The 25,877-nt window shown below is 71.9% G+C and carries 30 protein-coding genes; 11 read left to right on the top strand and 19 right to left on the bottom strand.

The window, feature by feature from the left end:
* Positions 1 to 29: 29 nt before the first annotated feature.
* Positions 30 to 1,415 carry a glycine--tRNA ligase gene (locus tag IQ251_RS08980; RefSeq protein ID WP_193928117.1) on the bottom strand — a complete coding sequence of 462 codons (1,386 nt, stop codon included), beginning with the start codon at positions 1,413 to 1,415 and terminating at the stop codon, positions 30 to 32.
* A gap of 326 nt (positions 1,416 to 1,741) precedes the next feature.
* Between IQ251_RS08980 and IQ251_RS08975 the strand changes: the two genes are divergently transcribed.
* Both IQ251_RS08975 and IQ251_RS08970 read left to right on the top strand, forming a co-directional pair.
* Positions 1,742 to 2,242 carry an ArsR/SmtB family transcription factor gene (locus IQ251_RS08975; protein ID WP_193928023.1) on the top strand — a complete coding sequence of 167 codons (501 nt, stop codon included), beginning with the start codon at positions 1,742 to 1,744 and terminating at the stop codon, positions 2,240 to 2,242.
* Complete coding sequence (locus tag IQ251_RS08970; RefSeq protein WP_193928022.1) at positions 2,239 to 2,652, top strand: Fur family transcriptional regulator; 414 nt, start codon at positions 2,239 to 2,241, stop codon at positions 2,650 to 2,652. Before IQ251_RS08975 ends, IQ251_RS08970 begins: the two co-directional genes overlap by 4 nt.
* A 4-nt stretch (positions 2,653 to 2,656) precedes the next feature.
* Here IQ251_RS08970 and IQ251_RS08965 read toward each other — a convergent pair whose 3' ends face one another.
* The 5 genes from IQ251_RS08965 to recO all read right to left on the bottom strand — a co-directional run bounded on the left by IQ251_RS08965 (position 2,657) and on the right by recO (position 6,820).
* Complete coding sequence (locus IQ251_RS08965) at positions 2,657 to 3,460, bottom strand: TIGR03943 family putative permease subunit (protein WP_193928021.1); 804 nt, start codon at positions 3,458 to 3,460, stop codon at positions 2,657 to 2,659.
* A 34-nt stretch (positions 3,461 to 3,494) separates the two neighbouring features.
* The gene (locus IQ251_RS08960; protein ID WP_193928020.1) at positions 3,495 to 4,505 is read right to left on the bottom strand and encodes a permease; all 1,011 of its coding nucleotides are present in this window, start codon (positions 4,503 to 4,505) and stop codon (positions 3,495 to 3,497) included.
* Positions 4,506 to 4,670: 165 nt separating this feature from the next.
* The gene (locus tag IQ251_RS08955) at positions 4,671 to 5,099 is read right to left on the bottom strand and encodes a YbjN domain-containing protein (protein ID WP_193928019.1); all 429 of its coding nucleotides are present in this window, start codon (positions 5,097 to 5,099) and stop codon (positions 4,671 to 4,673) included.
* Positions 5,099 to 5,941, bottom strand: coding sequence for an isoprenyl transferase (locus IQ251_RS08950; protein ID WP_193928018.1), 843 nt, complete (start codon positions 5,939 to 5,941; stop codon positions 5,099 to 5,101). Before IQ251_RS08950 ends, IQ251_RS08955 begins: the two co-directional genes overlap by 1 nt.
* A 36-nt stretch (positions 5,942 to 5,977) precedes the next feature.
* Entirely contained in the window at positions 5,978 to 6,820 is an 843-nt protein-coding gene (gene recO, locus IQ251_RS08945) for a DNA repair protein RecO (RefSeq protein ID WP_193928017.1), read from the bottom strand.
* A gap of 68 nt (positions 6,821 to 6,888) precedes the next feature.
* Between recO and IQ251_RS08940 the strand changes: the two genes are divergently transcribed.
* On the top strand, positions 6,889 to 7,026 hold the full coding sequence (locus tag IQ251_RS08940) for a hypothetical protein (protein WP_193928016.1): 138 nt from the start codon (positions 6,889 to 6,891) through the stop codon (positions 7,024 to 7,026).
* Positions 7,027 to 7,085: 59 nt separating this feature from the next.
* On the opposite strand, the gene IQ251_RS08935 is transcribed toward IQ251_RS08940, so the two are convergent.
* The 3 genes from IQ251_RS08935 to IQ251_RS08925 all read right to left on the bottom strand — a co-directional run bounded on the left by IQ251_RS08935 (position 7,086) and on the right by IQ251_RS08925 (position 9,459).
* Positions 7,086 to 7,496, bottom strand: coding sequence for a DUF2752 domain-containing protein (locus IQ251_RS08935; protein ID WP_370591291.1), 411 nt, complete (start codon positions 7,494 to 7,496; stop codon positions 7,086 to 7,088).
* Between the two features lie 22 nt (positions 7,497 to 7,518).
* The gene (locus IQ251_RS08930) at positions 7,519 to 8,346 is read right to left on the bottom strand and encodes an RDD family protein (protein ID WP_193928015.1); all 828 of its coding nucleotides are present in this window, start codon (positions 8,344 to 8,346) and stop codon (positions 7,519 to 7,521) included.
* Between the two features lie 165 nt (positions 8,347 to 8,511).
* Positions 8,512 to 9,459 carry an RDD family protein gene (locus tag IQ251_RS08925; RefSeq protein ID WP_370591290.1) on the bottom strand — a complete coding sequence of 316 codons (948 nt, stop codon included), beginning with the start codon at positions 9,457 to 9,459 and terminating at the stop codon, positions 8,512 to 8,514.
* Positions 9,460 to 9,670: 211 nt separating this feature from the next.
* On the opposite strand from IQ251_RS08925, the gene IQ251_RS08920 reads away from it, so the two are divergent.
* Entirely contained in the window at positions 9,671 to 10,123 is a 453-nt protein-coding gene (locus tag IQ251_RS08920) for a DUF4190 domain-containing protein (protein ID WP_370591289.1), read from the top strand.
* A 13-nt stretch (positions 10,124 to 10,136) separates the two neighbouring features.
* Here IQ251_RS08920 and era read toward each other — a convergent pair whose 3' ends face one another.
* From era to hemW, 10 genes are all read right to left on the bottom strand, one after another.
* Entirely contained in the window at positions 10,137 to 11,045 is a 909-nt protein-coding gene (gene era / locus IQ251_RS08915) for a GTPase Era (RefSeq protein WP_193928014.1), read from the bottom strand.
* Between the two features lie 53 nt (positions 11,046 to 11,098).
* Positions 11,099 to 11,461 carry a cytidine deaminase-like protein gene (locus tag IQ251_RS08910; RefSeq protein WP_193928013.1) on the bottom strand — a complete coding sequence of 121 codons (363 nt, stop codon included), beginning with the start codon at positions 11,459 to 11,461 and terminating at the stop codon, positions 11,099 to 11,101.
* Complete coding sequence (locus IQ251_RS08905) at positions 11,454 to 12,776, bottom strand: hemolysin family protein (protein ID WP_193928012.1); 1,323 nt, start codon at positions 12,774 to 12,776, stop codon at positions 11,454 to 11,456. The genes IQ251_RS08910 and IQ251_RS08905 overlap by 8 nt, the downstream gene beginning before the upstream one ends.
* 13 nt (positions 12,777 to 12,789) lie before the next feature.
* Complete coding sequence (gene ybeY / locus IQ251_RS08900) at positions 12,790 to 13,344, bottom strand: rRNA maturation RNase YbeY (protein WP_193928011.1); 555 nt, start codon at positions 13,342 to 13,344, stop codon at positions 12,790 to 12,792.
* Entirely contained in the window at positions 13,341 to 14,318 is a 978-nt protein-coding gene (locus tag IQ251_RS08895; protein ID WP_370591288.1) for a PhoH family protein, read from the bottom strand. Before IQ251_RS08895 ends, ybeY begins: the two co-directional genes overlap by 4 nt.
* 266 nt (positions 14,319 to 14,584) lie before the next feature.
* Positions 14,585 to 14,950 (bottom strand): histidine triad nucleotide-binding protein, encoded by a 366-nt coding sequence (locus IQ251_RS08890; protein ID WP_193928009.1) that lies wholly within the window; start codon positions 14,948 to 14,950, stop codon positions 14,585 to 14,587.
* A 329-nt stretch (positions 14,951 to 15,279) separates the two neighbouring features.
* A complete protein-coding gene (locus tag IQ251_RS08885) occupies positions 15,280 to 16,032 on the bottom strand; it encodes a 16S rRNA (uracil(1498)-N(3))-methyltransferase (protein ID WP_193928008.1) in 753 nt (250 codons plus the stop codon).
* 9 nt (positions 16,033 to 16,041) lie between these two features.
* The gene (gene dnaJ / locus IQ251_RS08880; protein ID WP_193928007.1) at positions 16,042 to 17,208 is read right to left on the bottom strand and encodes a molecular chaperone DnaJ; all 1,167 of its coding nucleotides are present in this window, start codon (positions 17,206 to 17,208) and stop codon (positions 16,042 to 16,044) included.
* 57 nt (positions 17,209 to 17,265) lie between these two features.
* Complete coding sequence (hrcA, locus tag IQ251_RS08875) at positions 17,266 to 18,327, bottom strand: heat-inducible transcriptional repressor HrcA (RefSeq protein WP_193928113.1); 1,062 nt, start codon at positions 18,325 to 18,327, stop codon at positions 17,266 to 17,268.
* 135 nt (positions 18,328 to 18,462) lie between these two features.
* On the bottom strand, positions 18,463 to 19,689 hold the full coding sequence (gene hemW, locus IQ251_RS08870) for a radical SAM family heme chaperone HemW (RefSeq protein WP_193928006.1): 1,227 nt from the start codon (positions 19,687 to 19,689) through the stop codon (positions 18,463 to 18,465).
* A 66-nt stretch (positions 19,690 to 19,755) separates the two neighbouring features.
* On the opposite strand from hemW, the gene IQ251_RS20245 reads away from it, so the two are divergent.
* The 7 genes from IQ251_RS20245 to IQ251_RS08840 all read left to right on the top strand — a co-directional run bounded on the left by IQ251_RS20245 (position 19,756) and on the right by IQ251_RS08840 (position 25,768).
* Positions 19,756 to 19,848 (top strand): putative leader peptide, encoded by a 93-nt coding sequence (locus IQ251_RS20245; protein ID WP_370591287.1) that lies wholly within the window; start codon positions 19,756 to 19,758, stop codon positions 19,846 to 19,848.
* 120 nt (positions 19,849 to 19,968) lie between these two features.
* Positions 19,969 to 21,666 carry a nitrite/sulfite reductase gene (locus tag IQ251_RS08865; protein WP_193928005.1) on the top strand — a complete coding sequence of 566 codons (1,698 nt, stop codon included), beginning with the start codon at positions 19,969 to 19,971 and terminating at the stop codon, positions 21,664 to 21,666.
* Positions 21,663 to 21,830: a hypothetical protein gene (locus IQ251_RS08860; protein WP_193928004.1), complete on the top strand. Its 168-nt coding sequence runs from the start codon at positions 21,663 to 21,665 to the stop codon at positions 21,828 to 21,830. Before IQ251_RS08865 ends, IQ251_RS08860 begins: the two co-directional genes overlap by 4 nt.
* A complete protein-coding gene (locus tag IQ251_RS08855; RefSeq protein ID WP_193928003.1) occupies positions 21,827 to 22,555 on the top strand; it encodes a phosphoadenylyl-sulfate reductase in 729 nt (242 codons plus the stop codon). The genes IQ251_RS08860 and IQ251_RS08855 overlap by 4 nt, the downstream gene beginning before the upstream one ends.
* An 88-nt stretch (positions 22,556 to 22,643) precedes the next feature.
* Positions 22,644 to 23,594, top strand: a complete 951-nt coding sequence (gene cysD, locus IQ251_RS08850; RefSeq protein ID WP_193928002.1) for a sulfate adenylyltransferase subunit CysD — start codon at positions 22,644 to 22,646, stop codon at positions 23,592 to 23,594.
* A gap of 54 nt (positions 23,595 to 23,648) precedes the next feature.
* Positions 23,649 to 25,007: a sulfate adenylyltransferase subunit 1 gene (locus IQ251_RS08845; RefSeq protein WP_193928001.1), complete on the top strand. Its 1,359-nt coding sequence runs from the start codon at positions 23,649 to 23,651 to the stop codon at positions 25,005 to 25,007.
* Entirely contained in the window at positions 25,004 to 25,768 is a 765-nt protein-coding gene (locus IQ251_RS08840; RefSeq protein WP_193928000.1) for a sirohydrochlorin chelatase, read from the top strand. The genes IQ251_RS08845 and IQ251_RS08840 overlap by 4 nt, the downstream gene beginning before the upstream one ends.
* Positions 25,769 to 25,877 lie beyond the last annotated feature (109 nt).

Here is a 25,877-nt window from a genome sequence, read left to right as displayed (position 1 = left end):
GATCGGCCCGCCGCGAGCGGCGCATCTCCTCAGCAGCCGACCAGGCGGGCTCCCAGGTATTCGGGGAGCTTGTCGATCGCGACCCGCTCCTGGGACATGGTGTCCCGCTCGCGCACGGTGACCGCGTGGTCGGACAGCGTGTCGAAGTCGACCGTCACGCAGAACGGCGTGCCGATCTCGTCCTGCCTGCGGTAGCGGCGGCCGATGGCACCGGCGTCGTCGAAGTCGACGTTCCAGTTCTTGCGCAGCTCGGCGGCGACGTCCTTGGCCTTCGGCGAGAGGTCGGAGTTGCGGGACAGCGGCAGCACCGCGACCTTCACCGGCGACAGCCTGCGGTCCAGACGCAGCACGGTGCGCTTGTCCACCCCGCCCTTGGCGTTCGGGGCCTCGTCCTCGTAGTACGCGTCGACCAGGAACGCCATCATCGGACGCCCCACCCCGGCCGCCGGCTCGATCACGTACGGCCGGTAGCGGGAATCGCTGGCCTGGTCGAAGTAGGACAGGTCCACACCGGAATGGTTCGAGTGCGTGCTGAGGTCGAAGTCGGTGCGGTTGGCCACCCCCTCCAGCTCGCCGAACTCCTGCCCGCCGAACCGGAACCGGTACTCGATGTCGACCGTGCGCTTGGAGTAGTGCGAGAGCTTGTCCTTGGGGTGCTCGTAGTGCCGCAGGTTCTGCGGGTCGATCCCGAGGTCCGTGTACCAGCGCGTGCGCTCGTCGATCCAGTACTGGTGCCACTGCTCGTCATCACCCGGCTCGACGAAGAACTCCATCTCCATCTGCTCGAACTCGCGGGTGCGGAAGATGAAGTTGCCCGGGGTGATCTCGTTGCGGAACGACTTGCCGATCTGGCCGATGCCGAACGGGGGCTTCTTGCGCGCCGTGGTCATCACGTTCGCGAAGTTGACGAAGATGCCCTGGGCGGTCTCCGGCCGCAGGTAGTGCAGCCCCTCTTCGCTCTCCACCGGACCGAGGAAGGTCTTGAGCATCATGTTGAACTCGCGCGGCTCGGTGTACTGGCCGCGGGTGCCGCAGTTCGGGCACGGCACGTCGGACAGGTCGCCTTCGTCCACGTCCTTGCCGGTGCGCGCCGCGTACTCCTCGGCCAGCTGGTCCGCGCGGTGCCGGTGATGGCAGTGCGTGCACTCCACCAGCGGGTCGTGGAAGGCCGTCACGTGCCCGGAGGCCTCCCACACCTGGCGCGGCAGGATCACCGACGAGTCCAGGCCGACGACGTCGTCGCGGCCCTGCACCATCGACTTCCACCACTGGCGCTTGATGTTGTCCTTGAGCTCGACCCCGAGCGGTCCGTAGTCCCACGCCGAGCGGGTACCGCCGTAGATCTCCCCGGACGGGTAGACGAAACCACGGCGCTTGCAGAGATTGACGATCGTGTCGATCTGGTCGGCGGGCACGGTCACTCCGGAATCATCTTCGACGGGAAAGGTCCAGCTGCCCTGGTATGACTGCTGGTGAGATCTCCCAGCGTACCGATGGCGGACTCCGGTTCGCGCGCCCGGTCCGGCCCGCCCGCGGCGACGCGGCGCACCCGGACCGGTGCGGTGCGTGGGCGGCGGTGGCGGCTGAGCCGCCGGGGCGGGTGACCTTACCCGTAAGATGGTGGTCGTGGCGCCCGTCGCGCAGCACCGGCAGGCGGACCCCGCAGGCAGGTGACCGCGCTCCAGCCAGCAGACAGCGCAGGCAGGCGACCCCGTGTCGGGCCGCCCCGGAAAGGAAGACCATGGCCGCCGACAGCCCGGATCCCGCTGCGGAACCGACTCCCGGGGCAGACGGCGGGCTGGACACCACCGCCGACCACGTGCACTCGCCGGACCGCGCGGCCAGCCCCGCGCCGCTGCGCGACCAGCAGACCCTGGTGGAAGCGGGTGAGCTGCTGCGGGCGCTGGCCGCCCCGGTCCGGATCGCGATCGTGCTGCAGCTGCGGGTCGGCGGGCGCTGCGTGCACGAACTCGTCGACGCGCTCGGCGTCGCCCAGCCGCTGATCAGCCAGCACCTGCGCGTGCTGAAGTCGGCCGGTGTCGTGCAGGGTCGGCGGCAGGGGCGCGAAGTCGTCTACCGCCTCGTCGACGAGCACCTCGCGCACATCGTCGTGGACGCGGCGGCGCACGCCGAGGAGACCACCGCAGCACGGCAGTCCGGACCGGACACCGAGGTTCCCCGGTCCGAGGCTGCTGCGGGCACCGCGGTGCCCCTGAGCCGACAGGAGACTGAGACAGCGTGACCACCGGCGAGCGTCCCGCGGTCGGGGTACCGGGACTGCGGGCCACCAAGCAGCGAGCAGCCGTGTCCAACCTGCTCGACGAGGTCGACGACTTCCGCTCGGCCCAGGAGCTGCACGAACAGCTCCGCAACCGCGGCGAGGGCATCGGCCTGACCACCGTCTACCGGACGTTGCAGAGCCTGGCCGACGCGGGCGAGGTCGACGTGCTGCGCAATCCGTCCGGCGAGTCCGTGTACCGCCGCTGCTCCAGCCATCATCACCACCACCTGGTGTGCCGGCACTGCGGCCGCACCGTCGAAGTGGCCGACCCACCGGTGGAGGAATGGGCGGAGCGCATCGGCCGCGAGCACGGGTTCACCGAGGTCAGCCACACGGTGGAGATCATCGGGATCTGCCCGGACTGCGCCTGATCGGTCAGTACTCGTAGGTCTCGGCCGGCTCCGGCACCGGGTGCGCCGCGGAGACCCGCACCTCGGGCACGTGCCCGGCGGACTCCTGCGCCGAACCCGGCCGGGCCGTCCCGGTCACCTCGAACCACGCGTCCGCGGGTGCCTCGGCGATCCGCCGCGCGCCCGGACCGGTCAGGTCCACCCGCACCGCGGTCGCGTCCGCGGCGCAGCAGCTGATCCGCATCCGCGCGAGCTGGGTCTCCCCCGGCACCGGGTGCACCACGAACCCGCGCAGCCGGACCGGGCGCTGGGCCAACTCGGCATCGCCGCCCCACACGGCGCGGGTCACGTACTCGGACATGCTCAGCTCGGGGGCCTCTCCCGACGGCAGCGGCGGGAACCGGGATTCCTCGGGAGCGGGCGGGGCCACCGCCTGCTCCCGGCGCACCGAATCGGATCCCAGCGCGGGCGGGGCGATCAGGAAGATCGCGAACACCGGGAGCAGCAGCATCCACGTGCTTCGCGAGCCTTCCGCGTGCCCGGGGACACCGGTCCCGCAGGCCTCATCGACCGCGGCGTCCGGGGCTGCAGCGTCCGGGGCTGCGGCGTGCTGGGTTTCGCCGTCCCGGCCTGCGGCGTCGGCGGTCGGTCCCGCCCGCACGTCCCGCGCGATGGCCAGCAGCGCGAGAAGCATCATCACCCCGCCCGCGCCGAGCAGCCAGGGCAGTTGGGCGTCCTTCACGTAGCGCACGTGGTCCCCGGCCAGCGCCAGTTTCAGCAGCGCGCCGCCCAGCAGCAGCAACAGCAGGTTCTGCGTCTCGCGCCGCATCAGCACCTCCCCCGCATCAACGGCCTCCTGAGCATCAGCGGCCTCCCAGCAGCGGCGCGCCGACCAGCACCGCGCAGCCGATGGCGACCACGAACGTCGCCGGGGCGAACCGGGCGGCGAACCGCCGGCCGAACGTGCCGGACTGCAGCGCGATCAGCTTCAGGTCCACGGCCGGACCGACCACCAGGAACACCAGCTTCGGCAGCAGCGGGAGCCCGGGCATCGCCGCGACCACGAACGCATCGGCCTCGCTGCACAGCGCCAGCACCACGGCCAGCACGGCCAGCACCAGCACGCCGAGCAGCAGCTGCCCGGCCAACGACTCCATCCAGGACGCGGGCACCAGCACGTTGAACACCGCCGAGGTCAGCCCGCCCAGCACCAGGAACCCGCCCGCCTCGACCAGGTCGTGCCGCGCGGTTTCGGTGAACACGGCGAACCGGCTCGCACCCGCGCGGGCCGGTGCCCGGCGCAGCGTGCGCTCGGCCAGCCACTCGGCCTTGCCCAGCCGCGCCCACAGCCATCCCATCGCGCAAGCGGTCAGCAGGGAGCCGGCGAACCGGGCAGCCACCATCCGCGGCTCACCGGGAAAGGCGACGGCGGTGGACACCAGGACGATCGGGTTCACCGCGGGCGCAGCCAGCAGGAACGCCAGCGCCGCCGCCTGCGGCACGCCCCGCTGCATCAGGCGGCGCGCGACGGGCACCGAGGCGCACTCACAGCCCGGCAGCGCCACCCCGGCGGCACCGGCCACCGGAACCGCGGCGGCGGTGCGCGCGGGCAGCACCCGGCGCAGCGCCGCCGGCGGCACGAAAGCCACGATCAGCGCGCTGACCAGCACGCCGAGCACGAGGAACGGCAGGGCCTGCACGCAGACCGCGAGGAACACGGTGGACCCGGTGCGCAACGCGGGCGCATCCAGCAGGCCACTCAGCGGCGCCTGGAACAGCACCGCGGCCACCAGCACCGCGCACAGCACTTCCAGCGAGGTGATGCGTCGGCTACCGGGCCGGCGGACGCGGGCCGGTTCGGCGATCTCGGTCACCGCAGCATCGTGCCAGCCCGGCGGCGGTACCGGGCGGGACCGCCGGCCGCGGACGGCGCACCGGAACCCGGTCTGGCAGCGAATCACCAGCGCACAAGGCCATCCTGGCGCGCAGCGGAATCCGTCGGACACACCGGCGGATCCCCCGGCCCGGGGAGCTCGCGGTCAGTCGCCCGGTACGGCCGGTTCGTCGAGCAGCTCGGTGCGCAGCTGCGAGGCCGTCGCCACGACCAGCATCAGCAGCGTGCCCAGCGGGGCGGGATCCATCCCCTCCGCGGGGAAGGCGTAGCGCAGGGTCACGTCCATCCCGCGCTCGGTGCGCACCACGCCGAGCGTGCCGAACAGACCCTGCCCCGCGCGCTCGGCCACCGACTGCAGCAGCTCCTCGCTGCCCGGCACGTCCCAAGCGACCACGCAGGTCAGGCTCAGCACGGTCAGCCCCTCGGCCAGCTGCATCGCCTGCACCGCGCACGGCACCTCGCCGTGCTTGAAGGTCAGCGCACCATCGTCGTCGACCTGGACGTCGTGGTACGTCTCCAGCGCTTCCTTGGTCGCGGTCATCAACCGCGCGGTAGTTGCCGCTTCTTGCGTCATCAGATGCCCTCCTGGGCGCCGTCGGAGCTGTCGTCGTCGGCTGCTCGGTCGACGGCCCCGCCGAACCGCCGGTCCCGGCGGGCGTAGGACTCGCACGCCCGCCAGAGGTGCCGCCGGTCGACGTCCGGGAACAGGGTGTCCTGGAAGACGAACTCGGCGTACGCGGACTGCCAGAGCATGAAGTTCGAGGTCCGCTGCTCCCCCGACGGCCGGATGAACAGGTCCACGTCCGGCATCTCCGGCTGGTACAGGTGCTTGGCCACGGTGCGCTCGTCCACCCGGTCCGGGTTGATCTTGCCCGCGGCGGCGAGTCGGGCGATTTCCCGGGCCGCATCACCGATTTCGGCCCGCCCGCCGTAGTTGACGCACATGCTGAGGTTCATGACATCGTTGCCGCGGGTGCGCTCCTCGGCGGACTGCAGCTCGTTGACGACGCTGCGCCACAGCTTGGGCTTGCGGCCGGCCCAGCGCACGCGCACCCCGAGCTCGTCGAGCTCGTCTATGCGGCGGCGGATGACGTCCCGGTTGAACCCCATGAGGAACCGGACCTCTTCCGGGCTGCGCTTCCAGTTCTCCGTGGAGAACGCGTACAACGACAGCCACTTCACGCCGATCTCGATGGCGCCCCGCGCGAGTTCCAGCACGACGGCCTCGCCGCGCTTGTGTCCCTCCACCCGGGGCAAGCCGCGCTCGTTCGCCCAGCGCCCGTTGCCGTCCATCACGATGGCCACGTGGTTCGGGACGAACTCCTGCGGGATCACAGGCGGTGTGGCCCCGTCCGCGTGCGGTTCGGGCGCGCGCACGCTGGGGTCTTCCTTGCCCCGTCCGCGGCGTCGCAACATACTGGGTTCTCCTTCGCAGTGCCGAGCGTCGGGGGTTCATTGTCCCCGCCCGGGCACACCCTCCGGGCACTGGTGGTCCGCATCGGGCGCATCGGTCTGCTCCAGCGCGGCGGGCAGCTCCGCGGCGCGCTCCCGGACGACCGCGGGCACCACCCGCTCGACCAGCGGCAACGAGCGCAACTGGCGTTCCATGTACCACTGCAGGTGCGCGGCGATGAGCCCGCTGGCTTCCCGGCGCACCGGTGTGCCCGCCGTCTCAGCACCGGTCCAGTCACCGTGCAGCAGCGCACCCATCAGCGGCAGGGTCCGCGGACCGGGCCGCACCGAACCGGTGGGCCGGCAGGACGGGCACACCGCACCTCCAGCGGCGATGCTGAACGCCGCGTGCGGACCCGTGCTGCCGCAGCGCGCGCACTCGTCCAGCGCGGGCGCCCAGCCGGCGAAGGCCATCGCGCGTAGCAGGAAGGCGTCCAGGACCAGCGAGGAGTCCCGCTCCCGCCCGGCCAGCGCGCGCAGCGCACCGACCGCCAGCAGGTACAGCCGCAGGACCGGCTCCTCCTCTTCGGCGGCGAGCCGGTCGACGGTCTCCAGCACGGCGCAGGACGCCGTGTAGCGCTGGTAGTCGTCCACGATGTGCACGCCGAAGGCGTCCAGGGTCTGCACCTGGGTGATCACGTCCAGCGTGCGGCCGGTGTGCAGCTGCACGTCGACGTGGCAGAACGGCTCGACCCGCGCACCGAACCGCGATGTGGTGCGGCGCACGCCCTTGGCCACACCGCGGATCTTGCCGTGCCGCCGGGTCAGCAGCGTGATGATCCGATCCGCCTCGCCGAGCTTCTGCACCCGCAGCACGACCGCGGTGTCCCGGTAGAGGCTCACCCGCCCATGTTCGCACTCGCGGGGGTTGCACTCCGGCGCCCCCGCACGAATCCGCAGGAAGGAACCGCATGACGCATCCGACACCACCGCCGCGGGGGCAGCCGCACTACCCGGCGCAGCCGGACGAGCAACGACTGCGCGAGGGGCCGCCGCCGACGCGGGTCGACGAGTTCGCCGTGGTCGCCTTCGCGACACCGGTCGTGTGACTGCTCGCCGGCCTGGAGCACGGCCTGTTCTGAGCCGGTGCGCCCAGGCTGCGAACCCGTCAGGCGCGCAGCGCGGGGAACGGCCCGAACGGCAGGTTGCGGACCACGCCCCACGCCACGACCGCGGCCAGCAGCGCGAAACCCAGCACCCGGCCGGACCGCCCCGCGGGCCACCAACCGCGCGCTCGGCCGCGTTCGTACCGCGCCATGGCCACCAGCACCGCGCACACCACCGGCAGCACCAGCAGCAGCGCGACGGCGTTGAACCCGAGCGCCGCGGGCAGGTCCCCGGTCAGCAGCGCGCCCAACATCCGGCTGCCGCCGCAGAACGGGCAGTCCAGACCGGTGGCGAGCCGGAACGGGCAGGGCAGCGGCACGACACCGGAGGCGAGCAGCAAGCCGGTGGCCGCGGCCGCGACCACCAGCCCCGCGGTGCGCACCGGGAAGCGCCGCCCGCCGATCACGCCCACCCGCACCGGTCGCCGACCGTGCTCACCACTGCTGCGGCGGTTGGCCGTACCCGGGCTGCTGCGGCGGCTGGCCGTACCCCGGCTGCTGCGGATTTCCGGGCTGCTGGGGGAACCCGCCGGACTGCGGGTAGCCGGGCTGCTGGGGGAACCCGCCGGACTGCGGAAAACCGGGCTGCGGCGGCATGCCCGGCGCGCCGGGAGCCGGGCCCCGCGGGCCCGCGCCCGCGGCCTCGCCGTGCACCACGACGGTGTTCATGATCTTGTCCGCCCAGGTCTGCCGCTTCTCGTCCCACGTCGGGGAGAGCCAGCCGATCGGCAGGCCGCAGATGATCGTCTCCACGATGTGCGCCAACTGCCGCAGGAACGCGTAGCCGAAGCCGATCGGCTGTCCGGTGGCCTCGCCGACCGTCTTGATCTTCAGGTACTTCTGGCCCAGGGTCTGCCCGGTGGTGCCCCGCCGGTACGCCAAGTTCCAGAAGTTGAAGACCAGGACCGCGATGTAGAGGACCAGCCAGATGCCGCCCACGACCCAGGCGATGGCCGGAACGGTCGGGCTGTCCTGCGTCGACGCGACGACCGCACCGAACGCCGCGCCGCCGATCAGCTGGAGCACGACGATCATCCCCACCATGATCCCGGCATCGATGAGGTAGCCCAGAGCGCGCGTGCCCCATTCCGCGAGCTGCCCCGCAGGATGCTGCCCGCCCGGGTACTGCTGCTGCCCGGCCTGCGGATACCCCGGGTAGGGCTGCTGGGGCTGCGGGCCCGATGGCGGGCCGTACGGCTGCTGCGGCTGGCCGTAGGGCTGCTGGGGCTGCGGCCCGGAAGGCGGGCCGTAGGGATTGGTCACGTCAGAAGTCCTTCGTCATCGGGATGCGGACGCCGCTCCGCCCGGCGTCGGGGCCGGGCCGGAACGTACGTCAGACATGCCCGCGCACGTGGCGGTTTCCGGCAAAACCAACTCCCGATGTGACCTACGCCCGGCCCGAGCCCCGCGGCGCCGCTCCCCGACCGGTCACCACTGCTGCGGCGGCTGACCGTAACCGGGTTGCTGCGGCGGAAAACCGCCCGACTGCGGGTATCCCTGCTGCTGCGGCGGGTATCCGGGTTGCTGCGGCGGCTGGGGCTGCTGCGGGAACCCACCCGACTGCGGGGGCTGGCCGTAACCCGGCTGCTGCTGCGGGAACCCACCCGACTGCGGGAACCCACCCGACTGCGGGAATCCGGGCTGCTGCGGGAATCCCTGCTGTTGCGGGGAACCCGGCTGCTGGAACCCGGGCTGCTGGAACCCCTGCTGCGGGCCGCCGAACCCGGCCTGCGGAGCGGGTGCGCCCTGCAGCACGACCGAGCTCATGATCTTGTCCGCCCAGGTTTGGTTCTTCTCGTCCCACAGCGGCGACAGGAAGCCGATCGGCAGCCCGCAGATGATGACGTCGACGAGGTGGCAGAGATGGCGCAGGAAGGCGGTGCCGAAGCCCAGCGGCTGCCCGGTCGCCTCGGCGACCGTCCGGATGCCGATGACCCGCTGGCCGAGCGACTGCCCGGTGGTCCCACGCAGGTACGCGCAGGTCCAGAGCATGTACGCGACCGCTGCAACACCGACGACGACCAGGAGGATCATCCCCTGCGCTCCCGGGAGGACGGTGATCATCAGGAGCAGCGCCAGCAGATACCCGACAGCCGCCGGCCCGGCGTCGATGAGGTAACCCAACGCGCGCTGGCTCCACTCCGCGTACGGGCCGGCCGGGTGCCGGTGCATCTGCGGCGGCATGCCCCCCGGCTGCTGCGGGTACTGCCCCTGCGGCGGCATGCCCGGCTGCTGCATCGGCGGCTGGGGCTGCGGGAGCATTCCCGGCTGCGGCCCCATCCCCGGCTGCGCGGGCATTCCGCCGGGCTGCTGCGGCATTCCGGGCTGTTGGGGCTGCGGTCCGGAAGGCGGGCCGCCGCCGTACGGGTAGCTCACGAGGTACTTCCTAACGTCGCGGGGACCGGGCGATGGGCACACGCTGGTCGGCCGCACCGTACCGGAACCTTCTCGCGGCGTGGGCCGGTTTCGCGAAATCCACCATTGCCGACGGCTTCCGGCCGCCGGATCCACCGAAAAGGAGCCCGGCACCCGGGTCGACCCTGCGACGATCACCCCGGAAATCCGAATCACATCCCGGAGCCAGCAGGTGAACCCCCAGCACGAGAACGACCCGCACTCGCACCCGCGCGGGATGCCGCAGCAGCCCATGCCCCCGCACCCCGGCATGCCCCCACCGCAACCCGGACTTCCCCCGCAGCACAGTCACCCCCAGCACCCCGGTTACCCCGCGCCGCCCGGGTACGTGCCGGCCGTGGCCACCCCGGTGCAGCCCACCAACGGCTTGGCGGTCGCTTCGATGGTGGTGTCGCTGGTGGCGATCCCGCTGATGTGCGTCTGGATCGGTTACCTGCTGGGACTGCTCGGCGTCATCTTCGGGCACGCCGCCAGGCGGCAGATCCGGGTCACCGGTGCGCACGGAACGGGGATGGCCACCGCCGGGATGGTCATCGGCTACTTCGTCGTGGGGCTGCTGGTGCTGGTGCTCGGCATCCTGTTCCTGGGCCTGGCGGTGCCGCTGATCGGCGCGGCGCAGGGCTGACCCGCGGGTCGCCTCAGAAACCCAGGCGGCGCAACTGCTTCGGGTCCTGCTGCCAGTCCTTGCTGACCTTCACGTGCAGGTCCAGGTAGATCTTGCTGCCCAGCAGCTTCTGGATGTGCTCGCGGGCCTGCGAACCGACCTCGCGCAGCCGCTCCCCGCCGCGGCCGATCACAATGGCCTTCTGGCTCTGCCGCTCCACGTGCAGCACGGCGTAGATGTCGACGAGGTCTTCCTTGCCCTCGCGCGGGGCCATCTCCTCGATGGTCACCGCCAGCGAGTGCGGCAACTCGTCGCGCACGCCCTCCAGCGCCGCCTCGCGGATCAGCTCGGCGATGAGCGTGCTCTCCGGTTCGTCGGTGAGCTCACCGCCCGGGTAGAGCTGCGGCCCCTCCGGCAACTGCGCGGACAGCACCCCGGCCAGTTCGTCGACCTGGAACTGCTCCACCGCCGACACCGGGATGATCTCGGTGAACTCCATGAGTTCCTGCATCGCCAGCAGCTGCTCGGCCACCCGCTGCTTGCCGACCACGTCGGTCTTGGTCACGATCCCGATCACCGGGGTGCGCTTGGCGACCTTGGCCAGCTGCTCGGCGATGTAGCGGTCGCCCGGCCCGATCTTCTGGTCGGCGGGCACGCAGAACCCGATCACGTCCACTTCGGACCAGGTCTCGTGCACGAGGTCGTTGAGCCGCTGGCCGAGGAGGGTGCGCGGCCGGTGCAGGCCGGGCGTGTCCACGATGATCAGCTGGGCGTCGGTGCGGTCCACGATGCCGCGGATCGCGTGCCGCGTGGTCTGCGGCTTGTCGGAGGTGATCGCCACTTTCGAGCCGATCAGGCCGTTCATCAGGGTCGACTTCCCCGCGTTGGGGCGGCCGACGAAACAGGCGAAACCGGATCGATGGGCTGCTTCGGAACTGCTCACCCCACCATTGTGACCGGTCCGGGCCACGACCTCGCACCCGGCCGCGCTGCAGCTCAGCGCAGCACGCCCGCGACCTGGCCGGAACCGTCCGCGCGCAGCACCGGGGCGGCCGCGGACAGCTCGTGCACCGCGCTGACCGAGACCGCGTCCAGCCGGTCGGCGTCGGTGACCACGGCGGCCGCTTCCAACCCTTCCGCACCGCTGGCCACCGCGGCCGCCACCGCGGCCTGCAGCGCGGTGAGCTGCAACGACGGCAGCGCGACCGTGCACGCGGCGTAGGTGCGACCGTCGGTGTCCCGCACTGCCGCGCCCTCGGCGGCACCGGTGCGGGCGCGGCCGGAACGCGCGAGCGTGACGATCTTGGCGTCCTCGGCGGACAGCTCCTGCGGGGCGGCCGCCTCCACCAGCTCAGCCACGTGCGCCACTTCCCTCCTGGTCGGCACCGAGCAGCGGTGCGTTGTCCGGTTCGGCCCGGCGGACGAGCAGCGCGTTGATGCGGATGCGTCCCCGGTGGTCCTTGCCGCCCTCGGCGCGCAGCCGAAGACCGGCGATCTCCGCTTCGGCCCCGGGCAGCGGCACCCGGCCGAGGCGCTGGGCGAGCAGCCCGCCCACGGTCTCCACATCGGAATCGTCCAGCTCGACCCCGAACACCTCGCCGAGGTCCTCGACCGGTAGCCGCGAGCTGACCCGCACGGTGCCGTCGTCGAGCTCCTCCACCGGGCGGTGCTCCTCGCGGTCGGACTCGTCGGTGATCTCGCCGACGATCTCCTCGATGATGTCCTCGATGGTCAGCAGGCCGGCGGTGCCGCCGTACTCGTCGACCGCGATCGCCAGGTGGCTGCGGGACAGCTGCATCTCGCGCAGCAGCTCGTCCACCCGCTTGGTGTCCGGGACGAAGCTCGCCGAGCGCATCAGCTCCGCCACCTCGGGACCGGACCGGTCCTCGCCATCGAGCACGGGGCGAGTGAGGTCCTTGACGTTCACGATGCCCACGATGTCGTCGATGCTCTCGCCGATCACCGGGATCCGGGAAAAGCCCGAGCGCAGGCACAGCGCCAGCGCCTGACGGCAGGACTTGTCCCGCTCGATCCAGATGATCTCGGTGCGCGGCACCATCACCTCGCGGGCCAGCGTGTCGCCCAGTTCGAACACCGAGTGGATCATCTCCCGCTCACCGGCGGCGACCACCCCGTGCTCCCCGGCCATGTCGACCAGTTCGCGCACCTCGACCTCGGTGGAGAACGGTCCCTCCCGGAATCCCCTGCCGGGCGTGATCATGTTGCCGAGCAGGATGAGCAGCCTGGTCAGCGGATTGAGCACCCGGGCCAGCGCGCGCACCGGCGCGGCCACCGCGAGCCCCACGCCGTACGGGTGCTGCCGGCCGATGGTGCGCGGGCCGACGCCGACCAGCACGTAGGAAGCCAGCAGCATCACCACGCCGGCGATCACCACGGCCCACAGGTCCGAGTCGGCCAACCGCAGCGCGAGCAGCGTCACCAGCACGGTGGCGCCGAGTTCGCAGGCCAGCCGCAACAGCAGCAGCAGGTTCACGTGCCGGGGCCGGTCGCTGAGCACCAGGCCCAGCTGCCGGGCGCCGCCCCTGCCCTCGCGCGCGAGTTCGTCGACCCGGGCGCGGGACGCCACGGTGATCGCCGATTCGGACGCGGCGAAGACGCCGGCGGCCAACACCAGGAGCACCACCCACACCAGGAGCACGGCGGAGCCGGACACCTCTGCGCCTCCTTCAGTCGCTGCTGCTCGCGGGACCCGGCTCGTCCAGGCCCGCGGCGCCCAGCAGGCGGGAGTCCGCGCTGCGCTGGGCCGCGGCCTGCTCGGCTTCGGCCTGCGCCTGCTGGAATTCGCCGAGGATGCGCTTCTGCAGCGAGAACATCTCCCGCTCTTCCTCGGGTTCGGCGTGGTCGTAGCCGAGCAGGTGCAGCACGCCGTGCACGGTCAGCAGGTGCAACTCGTCCAGCAGCTCGTGCCCGGCCTTCTCCGCCTGGTCCTTGGCGAACGCCGGGCACAGCACGATGTCGCCGAGCAGCGCGGGTCCGGCACCGGCGGCGTCCGGTCGCCGGGTGGAGTCGTACTCGTCCATGGGGAAGGCCATGACGTCGGTGGGGCCCGACAGGTCCATCCACCGCTCGTGCAGGTCGGACATCGCGTCCAGCTCCACGAGCACCACCGAGAGCTCGGCGAGCTGGCTGACGCTCATCTTGTCCAGTGCGAAGCGGGCGGCCGAGACGATCGACGCCTCGGGCACGGACACTCCGGATTCGTTCGCGATCTCGATGCTCATGCCGGTCCCCGCCGCTGGCCGTGGTGCTGCTGGTCCGCTTCCTGCTCCGCGTGCCAGCGGTCGTACGCGTTGACGATGTCGGTGACGAGGCGGTGCCGCACCACGTCGTGGCTGTCCAGGTTGCTGAAGTGCACGTCGCGCACATCCTCCAGGATCTCCCGGACCACCTTGAGCCCGCTGCGCTGCCCGCCGGGCAGGTCGACCTGGGTGACGTCGCCGGTGACCACGATCTTGGAGCCGAACCCGAGCCGGGTCAGGAACATCTTCATCTGCTCGGGCGTGGTGTTCTGCGCCTCGTCCAGGATGATGAACGCGTCGTTGAGCGTCCGCCCGCGCATGTAGGCCAGCGGGGCGATCTCGATCGTCCCGGCCTGGGTCAGCCTGGGCACCGACTCCGGGTCGATCATGTCGTGCAGCGCGTCGTAGAGCGGCCGCAGGTACGGGTCGATCTTCTCGTACAGCGACCCCGGCAGGAAGCCGAGCCGCTCACCGGCCTCGACCGCGGGCCGGGTGAGGATGATCCGGTTGACCTGCTTGGTCTGCAGGGCCTGCACCGCCTTGGCCATCGCCAAGTACGTCTTGCCGGTACCGGCGGGACCGATGCCGAACACGACGGTGTTCCGGTCGATGGCGTCGACGTAGTGCTTCTGGTTCAGCGTCTTCGGGCGGATCGTGCGCCCGCGCCGGGACAGCACGTCGAGGCTGAGCACGTCGGCGGGCGATTCGTTGTGGTCCGCCGAGAGCATGCCCACGCTGCGCCGCACCGAGTCCGGGGTGATCTGCGATCCCTTGCCGACCAGGGTGATCAGCTCGGCGAACACGCGCTCGCCGAAGGCCACATCGGCCGGGTCGCCGGTCAACGTCACCTGGTTGCCCCGGACGTGTACGTCGGCGGTGAGGAGGTCTTCCACGACCCGGAGGTTCTCGTCCCCCGATCCGAGCAGCGCGAGCACCGCATCGTCGGGCACGGTCACCTTCGACTCCGCGGCGGACCGCTGGGCGGAGGTGGTCTCGGGAGGCTCTCCGGAGGGGGCGGCCGCGCCGCCCGCTGCAAATCCGGCCACGTGTGTTGCCGCCTGCCTTCTGCGCTTTCGCGCGGGTCGTTCGTTCGGTCCTGCGTGCCACCGATGGTAGAGCACGCGGCAATCGGCGAATCCGCCTCACCGCCCCGCAGCGGGCTGCTGCGCAGCGGCTCGGCCGTGCGATCCGTCACTCGAAGGGGTCGGTCGCCGACCCGGGGTCAGCCCTTGATCGGCCCGCCGGTGAGCCCGCCCAGCGACTCCCCGCCCAGCAGGTGCAGGTGCACGTGGAAGATGGTCTGCCCCGCGTCCTGGTTGGTGTTGAACAGCAGCCGGTACCCGGACTCGGCGATGCCCTCCTCCTCGGCGATCCCGTGCGCCGCGGCGACCACATCGGCCAGCAGCTGCGGATCGGCCGCGGCGAGCTCGGCGGCGTTGCGGTAGGGCTCCTTGGGGATCACGAGCACGTGCGTGGGCGCCTGCGGATGGATGTCGCGCACGGCGATCAGCCGCTCGTCCTCCCGCACGATGTCGGCGGGGATCTCGCGCGCGACCATGCGCTGGAACAGGGACTGGCTCTCACTCATGGCGGCAGGCTATCGGCCCGGCGGCGCGGCACGAACCCGCGCACCGCGATCGGTGCCGGACCGACTCCCGCAGCGCTGCGCCGCAACCGGACCTGGGGGGTGGGCCCGCTGCGGCGCAGCTCTCGCCGGACCAAAGGGGGGAGGTTGTCCGGCGAGTGCCGGGGGCCGGCGCTCAGGTGCACGGGAGCACCGGAGCGGATCGCGATCCGCTCGATCTTCGCGACAGAGCGTATCGCTATTCATCCGTTCGCGCTACGAGTTCGCCAGAAGAAAATGATCTTCTTCACTCCGCGTTACCGGACCGTGGTCGCGGCGATACCGCGGGCCGGTCAGGCCGGTGGCGTCCACCGCTCGGTCAGCGCGCCCAACGCACCCAGCGCCACAGCACCGGCCGTCGACGCGCGCAGCACCGTGGGCCCCAAGCGCACCGGGCGGACGCCCGCCTCGGCCAGCGCCGCGAGCTCGTCGGGGGAGACCCCGCCCTCCGGTCCGACGACCAGCAGCAACTCGCCCCGCTGCGGGAGGTCGATCGCGGTGAGCGGTTCGGCCGCCGACTCGTGCAGCACCAGCGCCGCATCGGCGCCGCCCGCCAGCTCGGCGAGCCGCCCGGTGCTCACCGGGTCGGCCACCTCCGGCACCCACGCCCGGCGGGCCTGCTTGGCCGCCTGCTCCGCAGTGCTGCGCCAGCGGGCCAGCGCCTTGGCTCCGCGCGGACCGTCGTCCCACTTGGCGATGCTGCGCGCGGCGCGCCAGGGCAGCACCGCATCCACGCCGGCCTCGGTGGCCAGCTCCACCGCGAGCTCGCCCCGATCGCCCTTCACCAGGGCCTGCGCCAGCCGGACCCGCAGGTCCGGCTGCGGAACGTGCCAGACCTGCAGCACCGACAGCCGCAGCGAGTCCTTGTGCGCTTCGGCCACCTCGCAGCGGGCCTGGCCCCCGCGGCCGTCGGTGAGCACCAGCTGCTCGCCCGCGCGCAACCTGCGCACGGCCGCCGCGTGCTTGCCTTCCGGACCGTCGAGCAGGAACTCGCCGGACGCGGGCAACTCGGCGACCGCGAACACCGGCGCGGACGAATCGGCCACGGCGTCGCCTCAGCGGTGGCCGAACGACTTGAACCGGGAGAACAAGCCCTGGCGGCCGTTGCCGTTGGTGACCGTGGGCTCCGGCTGCTGCTCGCCGCGCAGGTCAGCCAGCTGCCGGAGCAGTTCCATCTGCTGGTCGTCCAGCTTGCCCGGAACCACCACGTCCAGGTGGATGTGCAGGTCGCCGTGCCCGCTGACCCGGCCGTTGGACCGCAGCTTGGGCAGTCCGCGCCCGCTGAGCACCTGTTCGGTGCCGGGCTGCGTGCCCGGCTCGACGCGCAGTTCCTCGTCGGTGCCGTCCAGCGTGCGCAAGGTGAGCACCGTGCCCAGGGCTGCCGCCGTCATCGGCACCTCGACGGTGCAGTGCAGGTCGGCTCCGTCGCGGGTGAACCGCTCGTGCGGCTTCTCCTCGACCTCGACGAACAGGTCGCCGGGCGGACCACCGCCCGCACCGACCTCGCCCTCGCCGGCCAGCCGCACGCGCATGCCGTCGCCCACGCCCGCGGGGATCTTCACGGTGATCGTGCGCCGGGCGCGCACCCGACCGTCGCCGCTGCACTGCTGGCAGGGATCGGTGATGACCTCGCCGAACCCGCGGCAGACCGGGCACGGCCGGGACGTCATCACCTGGCCCAGGAACGAGCGCTGCACCGACTGCACCTCCCCGCGGCCACCGCAGGTGTCGCAGGTGGAGGGCGCGCTGCCCGCCCGGGAGCCGCCGCCGTCGCACGAATCGCACAGCACCGCGGTGTCCACGGTGATGTCCCGGTTCACGCCGGCCGCGCAATCCTCCAGCGAGAGTTCCAAGCGCAGCAGGGCATCCGAGCCGGGCTGCACCCGGCTGCGCGGACCGCGCCCACCGGAAGCCCCGCCGCCGCCGAAGAAGGCGTCCATGATGTCGCCGAGACCGCCGAACCCGGCGAACGGATCCCCGCCGCCACCGCCGGCGCCGCCGCCGTTGTCCAGCGGGTCACCGCCCAGGTCGACGACCTGCTTCTTCTTCGGGTCGGACAAGACCTCGTAGGCCGTCGTCACATCGGAGAACCGCTGCTGCGCGTCGTCGTCGGGGTTGACGTCCGGGTGCAGTTCGCGAGCGAGCTTGCGGTAGGCCCGCTTGATCTGCTCGGGTGTCGCATCCCGGTCCACCCCGAGGGTCGCGTAGTAGTCCCTGGCCACCTTTTCCGTACTTCCTCTGCTCGGTCGCGAATTGATGCCGGTCCGCGCCGGTGCTGCTCACCGGCCGATCAGGATTTCCCCCACGTACGCCGCAACGGCCCGCACCGCAGCCATCGAGCCCGGATAGTCCATCCGGGTGGGCCCCACGACGCCGAGGCCCCCCAGCACCATGCCATCCGAACCGTATCCGGTGGAAATCACCGAGGTCGTCTGCATCTCCAGCGCTTCGTTCTCCGCGCCGATGCTGACCCGCACGGTCCCGGAATCGCGGGCGGCCGCCAGCAGTTTCAGCACGACGACCTGCTCCTCCAACGCCTCCAGCACTTGGCGCAGCGAATTGGGGAAGTCCGCGACGTTGCGGGTGAGGTTGGGGGTGCCGCCCAACACCATGCGCTCCTCGGGCTGCTCCACGAGCGACTCGATGAGCACGCTGCACATGCGCACCAGCGGGTCGCGCAGCTCCGGCGGTGCCTGGTCGGGCAGGTCGGCGACGGCGGCGGAGGCGTCGGCCAGCCGCTTCTCGGCCATCGCCGAATTCAGCACGTTGCGCAGCCGGGCGACGTCGTCATCGGTGATCACATCGCCGAGGTCGACCATCCGCTGGTCCACGCGACCGGTGTTGGTGATGAGCACCAGCATCAGCCGCGCCGGGGTGATGGTGATCACTTCCACGTGCCGCACCGTGGACCGGCTCAGCGCCGGGTACTGCACGACGGCGACCTGCTGGGTCAGCTGGGCCAGCAGCCGCACACTGCGCCGCAGCACGTCGTCCAGATCGACCGCACCGTCCAGGAAGCTGTGGATCGCCCGCCGCTCGGCGGCGGTCAGCGGCTTCACGTCGTGCAACCGGTCCACGAACGTGCGGTACCCCTTGTCGGTGGGAATGCGCCCGGCGCTGGTGTGCGGCTGGACGATCAGCCCTTCCTCCTCCAGCGCAGCCATGTCGTTGCGCACGGTGGCGCTGGACACGTTGAGGTCGTGCCGCTCGACGAGCGCCTTGGAACCGACCGGCTCCTGGCTGGAGACGAAGTCGGCGATGATCGCGCGCAGCACCTCGAAGCGCCGTTCGTCCGCGTTCACCCGCGCCACCTCCGCATCGTTCCCGCCGCGCGTCACCATGTCCGCCGGGTCCCCGCTCTCGGCAGGGGTCCCGTTCAGCAGGGTTCCCGGCGCCCGTCGGGCTTCCGGGGTCCCGGCCACCCTCCGAGTTTACGGTGTATCGGCGGCGGATCCGAGTGCCGCAGGACACGGCGCTCAGCCGAGCAGGCGCTGCACCACCCCGTCGGCCAGCAGCCGCCCGCGGTCGGTGAGCACGCAGCGGCCGGCCGCCAGCTCCGGCTCGCGCAGCAGCCCGTCGGCGGCGGCCTGCGCCGCGGCCGCGGCCCCGCGTTCGTCCAGGGCCTGCACCGCCACCCCGTCGCGAACCCGCAGCTCCAGCATGACCCGCTCCACCCGCTGGTCCTCGGCGCTGAGCAGCTCCCGCCCGGCCGCGGGCGACTCCCCGCCGGCCAGCACCGCCGCGTAGCGCGCGGGATGCTTGACGTTCCACCAGCGCACACCGCCGACGTGGCTGTGCGCGCCGGGGCCGGCACCCCACCAGTCGCCGCCCTGCCAGTAGCCGAGGTTGTGCGCGCAGGCCGCTTCCGGGCCGCGCGCCCAGTTGGACACCTCGTACCAGTCCAGGCCCGCCGCGCGCAGGGTCGCGTCCAGGATCTCGTAGCGGTCGGCGAGCACGTCTTCGTCGGGCACCGGCAGCTCGCCGCGGCGCACCTTGCGCGCCATCGCGGTGCCGTCCTCGACGATCAGCGAGTAGGCCGAGACGTGGTCCACACCCGCGTCGAGCACGGTGTCCAGCGAGCGGCGCAGGTCATCGTCGGTCTCCCCGGGAGTGCCGTAGATGAGGTCCAGGTTGACGTGCTGGAAGCCGGCCGCGTGCGCCTCGGCGACCGCCTGCACCGCGCGCCCCGGGGTGTGCCTGCGCTGCAGCACCTGCAGCACGTGCTCGGCGGCGGACTGCATGCCGAGCGAGACGCGGTCGAAGCCCGCCGCGCGGATGCCGGCGAAGAACTCCGGGGAGGTCGACTCCGGATTGGACTCCGTGGTCACCTCCGCCCGCGGATGCAGGCCGAACGATCCGCGCACCGCGTCCAGCACGGCGCCCAGCCGCTCGGCGCCGAGCAGGGACGGCGTGCCGCCGCCGACGAACACGGTGTCCGCGCGCGGGACCCGGTCGCCGGCGCCGAGCACTCGCGCCCCGAGGTCCAGCTCGGCGCGCAACCCGTCCAGCCAGCCGTCGAAACCGGTCGAGGAGCCGAGCTCATCGGCGGTGTAGGTGTTGAAGTCGCAGTACCCGCAGCGCGTCGCGCAGAACGGCACGTGCACGTACACGCCGAACGGCCGCTCGCCGACGCCGCGCAGCGCGTCCGCGGGCAGCGATCCGTCGCTCGGCGCCGCTTCTCCGACGGGCAGTTGGCTAGGCACATCTCCACTGTCCCACCATGCGGATGGTGGTGGACCGCCCGGTGGGCGCGTGGCAAGGTTGCCGCCATGGGTGTGACCGGGAGAAGCCTGCTGCTGGTGGGCCGCCGCTACATCGACCTGCGGCGGGTCTCCAGCGCGCTGTGCCGCCACTCCGGTTGACCCCCGCCGCCACGTTCCTGCACTGACAAGTCGGCGCCGGGCACGCCGATTCGTGAGAACCGTCACAGGTGACAGGTCCTGCACGCGGCGTCACCGCGCCCAAGCCCTCGGAGGTCGGACATGGTCCCCCCGACGGATGCCCCGCAGCGCCCCGCCCGCAAGCGCAAGACCCGCGGCGAGGGGCAGTGGGCACTCGGCTACCGCGAACCGCTCAACGGCAACGAGCGGGCCAAGAAGGACGACAATCCGCTCAACGTCCGCCAGCGCATCGAGAACATCTACGCGCACGGCGGTTTCGACTCGATCGACCCGACCGACCTGCGCAGCCGGTTCCGCTGGATGGGACTCTACACCCAGCGCGCGCCCGGCATCCCCGGCGCACGCACCGGCACCATCGAGCCGGAAGAGCTCGACGACGCGTACTTCATGCTGCGCATCCGGATCGACGGCGGTGCGCTGACCACCGAGCAGCTGCGCGCCATCGGCGAGATCGCGCAGACCTACGCTCGGGACACGGCCGACATCACCGACCGGCAGAACGTGCAGCTGCACTGGGTGCGGGTCGAGGACATGCCCGACATCTGGGAGAAGCTCGAATCCGTCGGCCTCTACACCACCGAGGCGTGCGGCGACTGCCCCCGCGTGGTGCTGGGTTCGCCGGTCGCCGGTATCGCCGCGGACGAGATCATCGACGCCACCCCGGCGATCCGGGAGATCACCGAGCGGTTCATCGGCGATCAGTCGCTGTCCAACCTGCCGCGCAAGTTCAAGACCGCGATCAGCGGTTCGCCGCGCTGGGACACCGTTCCGGAGATCAACGACATCTCGCTGGTCGGGGTGCAGCATCCGGAGCACGGGCCCGGTTTCGACCTGTGGGTCGGCGGCGGGCTGTCCACCAACCCGAAGCTGGCCGTGCGGCTGGGTGCCTGGATCCCGCAGGAGGAGGCCGCCGAGGTCTGGCACGGCGTGGTGCAGATCTTCCGGGACTACGGCTACCGCAGGTTGCGGCACCGGGCGCGGATCAAGTTCCTCATCGGCGACTGGGGTGTCGAGAAGTTCCGGCAGGTGTTGGAGGACGAGTACCTGGGCCGCAAGCTCACCGACGGTCCGGCACCGCCCACTCCGGAGGGGCCGCGCGACCACATCGGCGTGCACCCGCAGCAGGACGGCAACTTCTACGTGGGCGCCAAGTCGCCGGCCGGCCGGGTCAGCGGGTCGATCCTGGTCGATGCGGCCAAGGCGGCCGAGCGGGTCGGGTCGACGCGGATGCGCACCACCGTCGAGCAGAACCTGCTGGTCCTGGACGTGCCGGAGTCCGAAGTGGACGGGCTGGTCGCCGAGCTGAGCGGGATCGGGCTGCAGGCCGACCCGTCGCCGTGGCGGCGCAGCGTCATGGCCTGCACCGGCATCGAGTTCTGCAAGCTGGCCATCGTGGAGACCAAGCAGCGCGCGATCGAGCTGGTCGAGGACCTGGAGAAGCGCCTGGACGACATCCAGCGCGATGTGCCGAACCCGGTCACCATCAACCTGAACGGCTGCCCGAACGCCTGCGCCCGCACCCAGGTCGCCGATATCGGGCTGAAGGGCCAGATGGTTCCGGACGCCGACGGCAACCAGGTGGAGGGCTTCCAGGTGCACCTGGGCGGCGGACTGGGCCCGGACGCCGGGTTCGGACGCAAGATCCGCGGGCACAAGGTCACCTCCGCGCAGCTCGGCGACTACGTCGAGCGCCTGGTGCGCACCTACCTGGAGCAGCGCGCGGACGGTGAGCGGTTCGCCCAGTGGGTCAATCGCGCCGAGGAGGACGACATCAAGTGAGTTCGGACGGCAGGGCGGTCCCGTTCTACTGCCCCTACTGCGGCGACGAGGAGCTCGTCCCGGAGGCCGAACCCGCCGGTTCCTGGCGTTGCAGCGCCTGCCGGCGGGTCTTCGCTGTCAAGCTCGTCGGACTCGCCTTGGACGGAGGAGACGAAGAGGCATGACCGCTGACTCCACCACCACGGACATCGGCACCCGCCGCGGCGACGACCAGCTGCGGGCGCTGATCGAGGACGCCGCTCCCCGACTGGCCGAGGCCAGCGCGCAGGACATCCTGCAGTGGGCGGCCGAGAACTTCGGCGACGAGCTGATCGTGGCCTCGAACATGCAGGACGCGGTGCTCGTCGACCTGGCGGCCCGCGCCCAGCCCGGTGTGGACATCCTGTTCCTGGAGACCGGATACCACTTCGCGGAGACCATCGGCACCCGCGACGCCGCGGCGCAGATCTACGACATCAACGTGGTCAACGCGCTGCCCGAGCAGACGGTGGCCGAGCAGGACGCCGCCGAAGGACCGCAGCTGCACGACCGGGACCCGAACCGGTGCTGCTTCCTGCGCAAGGTGCTGCCGCTGCGCAACACGCTCGCGCGCTACGAGGCGTGGGTGACCGGGGTGCGCCGGGTGGAAGCCCCGACCAGGGCGAATACCCCGGTGCTGACCTGGGACGACCGCAACGGCCTCGTCAAGATCAACCCGCTGGCGGCGTGGTCGGACGAGGACATGGACAACTACATCGCCGAGCACGGGGTGCTGGTGAATCCGCTGGTGCCCGCGGGATACCCGTCAATCGGGTGCCAGCCGTGCACGCACAAGCCCGCGCCCGGCGCGGATCCACGCAGCGGACGCTGGGCGGGCACGTCGAAGACCGAGTGCGGACTGCACGGCTGAACACCACCAGCACGCAGGACTCGTCCGGGCGACACCGCCGCCCGGGCCCGGCCCCGGGGTTGGCCCGGACGCAGAACACGGAGGGGACATGACCACGACCGATCCCGGCATCGAACTGCCCAGCGATCAGTCCGACGAGGCGCCGCCGCAGGTCAACAACCTGGACGCGCTGGAATCCGAGGCCATCCACGTCTTCCGCGAGGTGGCGGGCGAGTTCGAGCGCCCGGTGATCCTGTTCTCCGGCGGCAAGGACTCCACCGTGCTGGTGCACCTGGCGCTGAAGGCGTTCCGGCCGGCGCCGGTCCCGTTCGCGCTGCTGCACGTGGACACCGGGCACAACTTCCCCGAGGTGCTGTCCTTCCGCGACGACCTGGTGGCGCAGCACGACCTGCGCCTGGTGGTGTCCTCGGTGCAGGACTACATCGACGACGGCAGGCTCGCCGAGCGCCCGGACGGCACGCGCAACCCGCTGCAGACCACCCCGCTGCTGGACGCGATCGCGGACAACAAGTTCGACGCGGTGTTCGGCGGCGGGCGCCGCGACGAGGAGCGCGCCCGGGCCAAGGAGCGGATCTTCAGCCTGCGCAACGCGTTCGGCCAGTGGGACCCGCGACGGCAGCGCCCCGAGCTGTGGAACCTCTACAACGGCAAGCACCGGCCGGGCGAGCACGTCCGGGTGTTCCCGCTGTCCAACTGGACCGAGCTCGACGTGTGGCGCTACATCCAGCGGGAGAAGATCGAGCTGCCGGAGATGTACTACGCGCACCGCCGCGACGTGTTCCAGCGCGACGGGATGTGGCTGACGTCCGGCCCGTGGGGCGGCCCCCGGGACGGCGAGGAGGTCAGCACCCGCACGGTCCGCTACCGCACCGTCGGCGACGGTTCGTGCACCGGTGCGGTGGATTCCGAGGCGTACACCGTGGACGACGTGATCGCCGAGGTCGCCGCCAGCAGGCTGACCGAGCGCGGCGCCACCCGCGCCGACGATCGCATCTCGGAGGCGGCGATGGAGGACCGCAAGCGGGAGGGCTACTTCTGAGCACCGCCGCCACCCCGCACTTCGAAGCCGCACCACCAGGAATGAGTTGCTGAGATGACCGAGACCACCACGGCGACGACCACCCGCACGGCGCCGGACAGCGGAACCGAGGTGACCCTGCCGGTCAACACCGACCTGCTGCGGCTGGCCACCGCCGGATCCGTCGATGACGGCAAGAGCACCCTGGTCGGCAGGCTGCTGCACGACACCAAGTCGGTGCTGGCCGATCAGCTCGACGCGGTGCACCGCGCCAGCGCCGACCGCGGGCTGGACACCCCGGACCTGTCGCTGCTGGTCGACGGCCTACGCGCCGAGCGCGAGCAGGGCATCACTATCGACGTGGCCTACCGGTACTTCGCCACGCCGAAGCGCACGTTCGTGCTGGCCGACACCCCGGGGCACGTGCAGTACACCCGGAACACGGTGACCGGTGCCTCGACCGCGCAGCTGGCGGTGCTGCTGGTGGACGCGCGCAAGGGCGTGATCGAGCAGACCCGCAGGCACGCCGCGGTGCTGGCGCTGCTGGGCGTGCCGCGGCTGGTGCTGGCGGTGAACAAGATCGACATGGTGGACTTCGACGAGTCGGTGTTCACCGGGATCGCCGCGGAGTTCAACCGGCACGCCGCCGCGCTGGGCTACGCGGCCGAGGACGTGGTCACCATCCCGGTGTCCGCGCTGCTGGGCGACAACGTGGTGGAGCGCTCGGGCAACACCCCGTGGTACGACGGGCCGGCGCTGCTGGAGCACCTGGAGACGGTGCCGGTGACCACGGATCCGCACGACGCGCCGTTCCGGATGCCGGTGCAGTACGTGATCCGACCGCGCACCGCCGAGCACCCGGACTACCGCGGGTACGCGGGCCAGGTCTCGGCCGGTGTGGTCGCCGAGGGCGACGAGGTCGTCGTCCTCCCGTCCGGCGCGCGCACTCGGGTGTCCGCGGTGGACACCCCGGACGGGCAGCGCCCGCGGGCGGCGGCCGGACGTTCGGTCACCGTGCTGCTCGACGACGACGTGGACGTCTCCCGCGGTGATCTCATCGCCGCGGCGGACAACCCGCCCCGGATCAGCGACGAGCTGGACGCGACGGTGTGCTGGCTGGCGGAGAAGCCGCTGCGCAGCGGGGCCCGCGTGCTGGTCAAGCACGGCACCCGCACCGTGCAGGCGTTCGTCACCGAGCTGTCCGCCCGCTTCGACGAGCAGCACCTGTCCGAAGTGGACACACCGGAACAGCTGGAGCTCAACGAGATCGGCCGGGTCCGACTGCAGACCGCCGAGCCGCTGCCGGTCGACGACTACGCGGACAGCAAGCGCACCGGCTCGTTCCTGGTGATCGACCAGTCCGACGGCACCACGCTGGCCGCGGGCCTGGTCGGCGACCCGCTGGCCTCGTTCGCCGGAGCGGATCGGGGATGACGGCACCGCTGGTCGCCGTGGCGCACGGGAGCCGTGATCCGCGCTCGGCGGCGACCATCCAGGAACTGGCCGGGGTGCTGCGGGACCTGCGGCCGGACCTGGACGTCCGGGTGGCCTTCCTGGACCTGTCCGCGCCGCGGGTCGGCGACGTCATCAGCGCCGTGCACGGGTCCGGGCACACCGATGTGGTGGTCGTACCGCTGCTGCTGGGCCGCGCGTTCCACGCCCGGGTGGACGTGCCCGCCGCAGTGGCCGAGGCCCAGCAGCGCTATCCGCGGCTGCGGGTGCACGTCTCGGACGTGCTCGGCCCGAACCGCAGGCTGGAGTCCGCCGCCCGGCGCAGGCTGGCCGAGGCCGGTGCCGCCGATGACGATCCGGATCTCGGCGTGCTGCTGGCCGGGGCGGGCTCCTCGGACGCGGGAGCGAACCAGCTGGTGCGCGATGTGGCGCAGGACTGGCAGCAGCGCACGTCGTGGACGGGTGCGCTCGCCTCGTTCGCCGCCGCCGCGGACCCGGACGTGCCGGCCGCGGTGCAGCGGTTGCGCGAGCGCGGGGCGCGGAGGTTCGCCGTGGCGTCCTGGTTCCTGGCACCGGGTCTGCTCCCCGACCGCATCACCCGGCTGACCCGCGAACACGCGCCCGGTTCGGTCATCGCCGAGCCGATGGGCGCCGACCCCGGCGTGGCCGACCTGGTGCTGCAGCGGCACGCGGAAGCACTCGCCGCCGCGGACCACCCGGTGCAGTACTCCCGCGCCCAGTGATGCCGGGGAACTGAGCACGAAAACGGCGCCCGGCCGACACGCGGTCGATCAGCCGTCCGGCCCCGTGCGCGCCATCCGGCCGCTTCGGGAATGCGCCAACCGCTTCCGC

This window comes from Saccharopolyspora montiporae, from assembly GCF_015209505.1.
Classification (GTDB): Bacteria; Actinomycetota; Actinomycetes; order Mycobacteriales; family Pseudonocardiaceae; genus Saccharopolyspora; species Saccharopolyspora montiporae.
Note: the sequence above shows the minus strand (reverse complement) of the source record. Positions and strands in the feature narration are given on the sequence as shown.

Coding starts and splice junctions, on each gene's coding strand:
- IQ251_RS08855 (WP_193928003.1), top strand. CDS start 21,827: ATGACCGCTGACTCCACCACCACGGACATCGGCACCCGCCGCGGCGAC.
- IQ251_RS08940 (WP_193928016.1), top strand. CDS start 6,889: ATGACGCATCCGACACCACCGCCGCGGGGGCAGCCGCACTACCCGGCG.
- ybeY (WP_193928011.1), bottom strand. CDS start 13,344: ATGAGCATCGAGATCGCGAACGAATCCGGAGTGTCCGTGCCCGAGGCG.
- hrcA (WP_193928113.1), bottom strand. CDS start 18,327: ATGGTGACGCGCGGCGGGAACGATGCGGAGGTGGCGCGGGTGAACGCG.
- IQ251_RS20245 (WP_370591287.1), top strand. CDS start 19,756: ATGGGTGTGACCGGGAGAAGCCTGCTGCTGGTGGGCCGCCGCTACATC.
- IQ251_RS08890 (WP_193928009.1), bottom strand. CDS start 14,950: ATGAGTGAGAGCCAGTCCCTGTTCCAGCGCATGGTCGCGCGCGAGATC.
- IQ251_RS08975 (WP_193928023.1), top strand. CDS start 1,742: ATGGCCGCCGACAGCCCGGATCCCGCTGCGGAACCGACTCCCGGGGCA.
- IQ251_RS08965 (WP_193928021.1), bottom strand. CDS start 3,460: ATGCGGCGCGAGACGCAGAACCTGCTGTTGCTGCTGCTGGGCGGCGCG.
- IQ251_RS08950 (WP_193928018.1), bottom strand. CDS start 5,941: ATGTTGCGACGCCGCGGACGGGGCAAGGAAGACCCCAGCGTGCGCGCG.
- IQ251_RS08865 (WP_193928005.1), top strand. CDS start 19,969: ATGGTCCCCCCGACGGATGCCCCGCAGCGCCCCGCCCGCAAGCGCAAG.
- IQ251_RS08845 (WP_193928001.1), top strand. CDS start 23,649: ATGACCGAGACCACCACGGCGACGACCACCCGCACGGCGCCGGACAGC.
- cysD (WP_193928002.1), top strand. CDS start 22,644: ATGACCACGACCGATCCCGGCATCGAACTGCCCAGCGATCAGTCCGAC.
- IQ251_RS08840 (WP_193928000.1), top strand. CDS start 25,004: ATGACGGCACCGCTGGTCGCCGTGGCGCACGGGAGCCGTGATCCGCGC.
- IQ251_RS08955 (WP_193928019.1), bottom strand. CDS start 5,099: ATGACGCAAGAAGCGGCAACTACCGCGCGGTTGATGACCGCGACCAAG.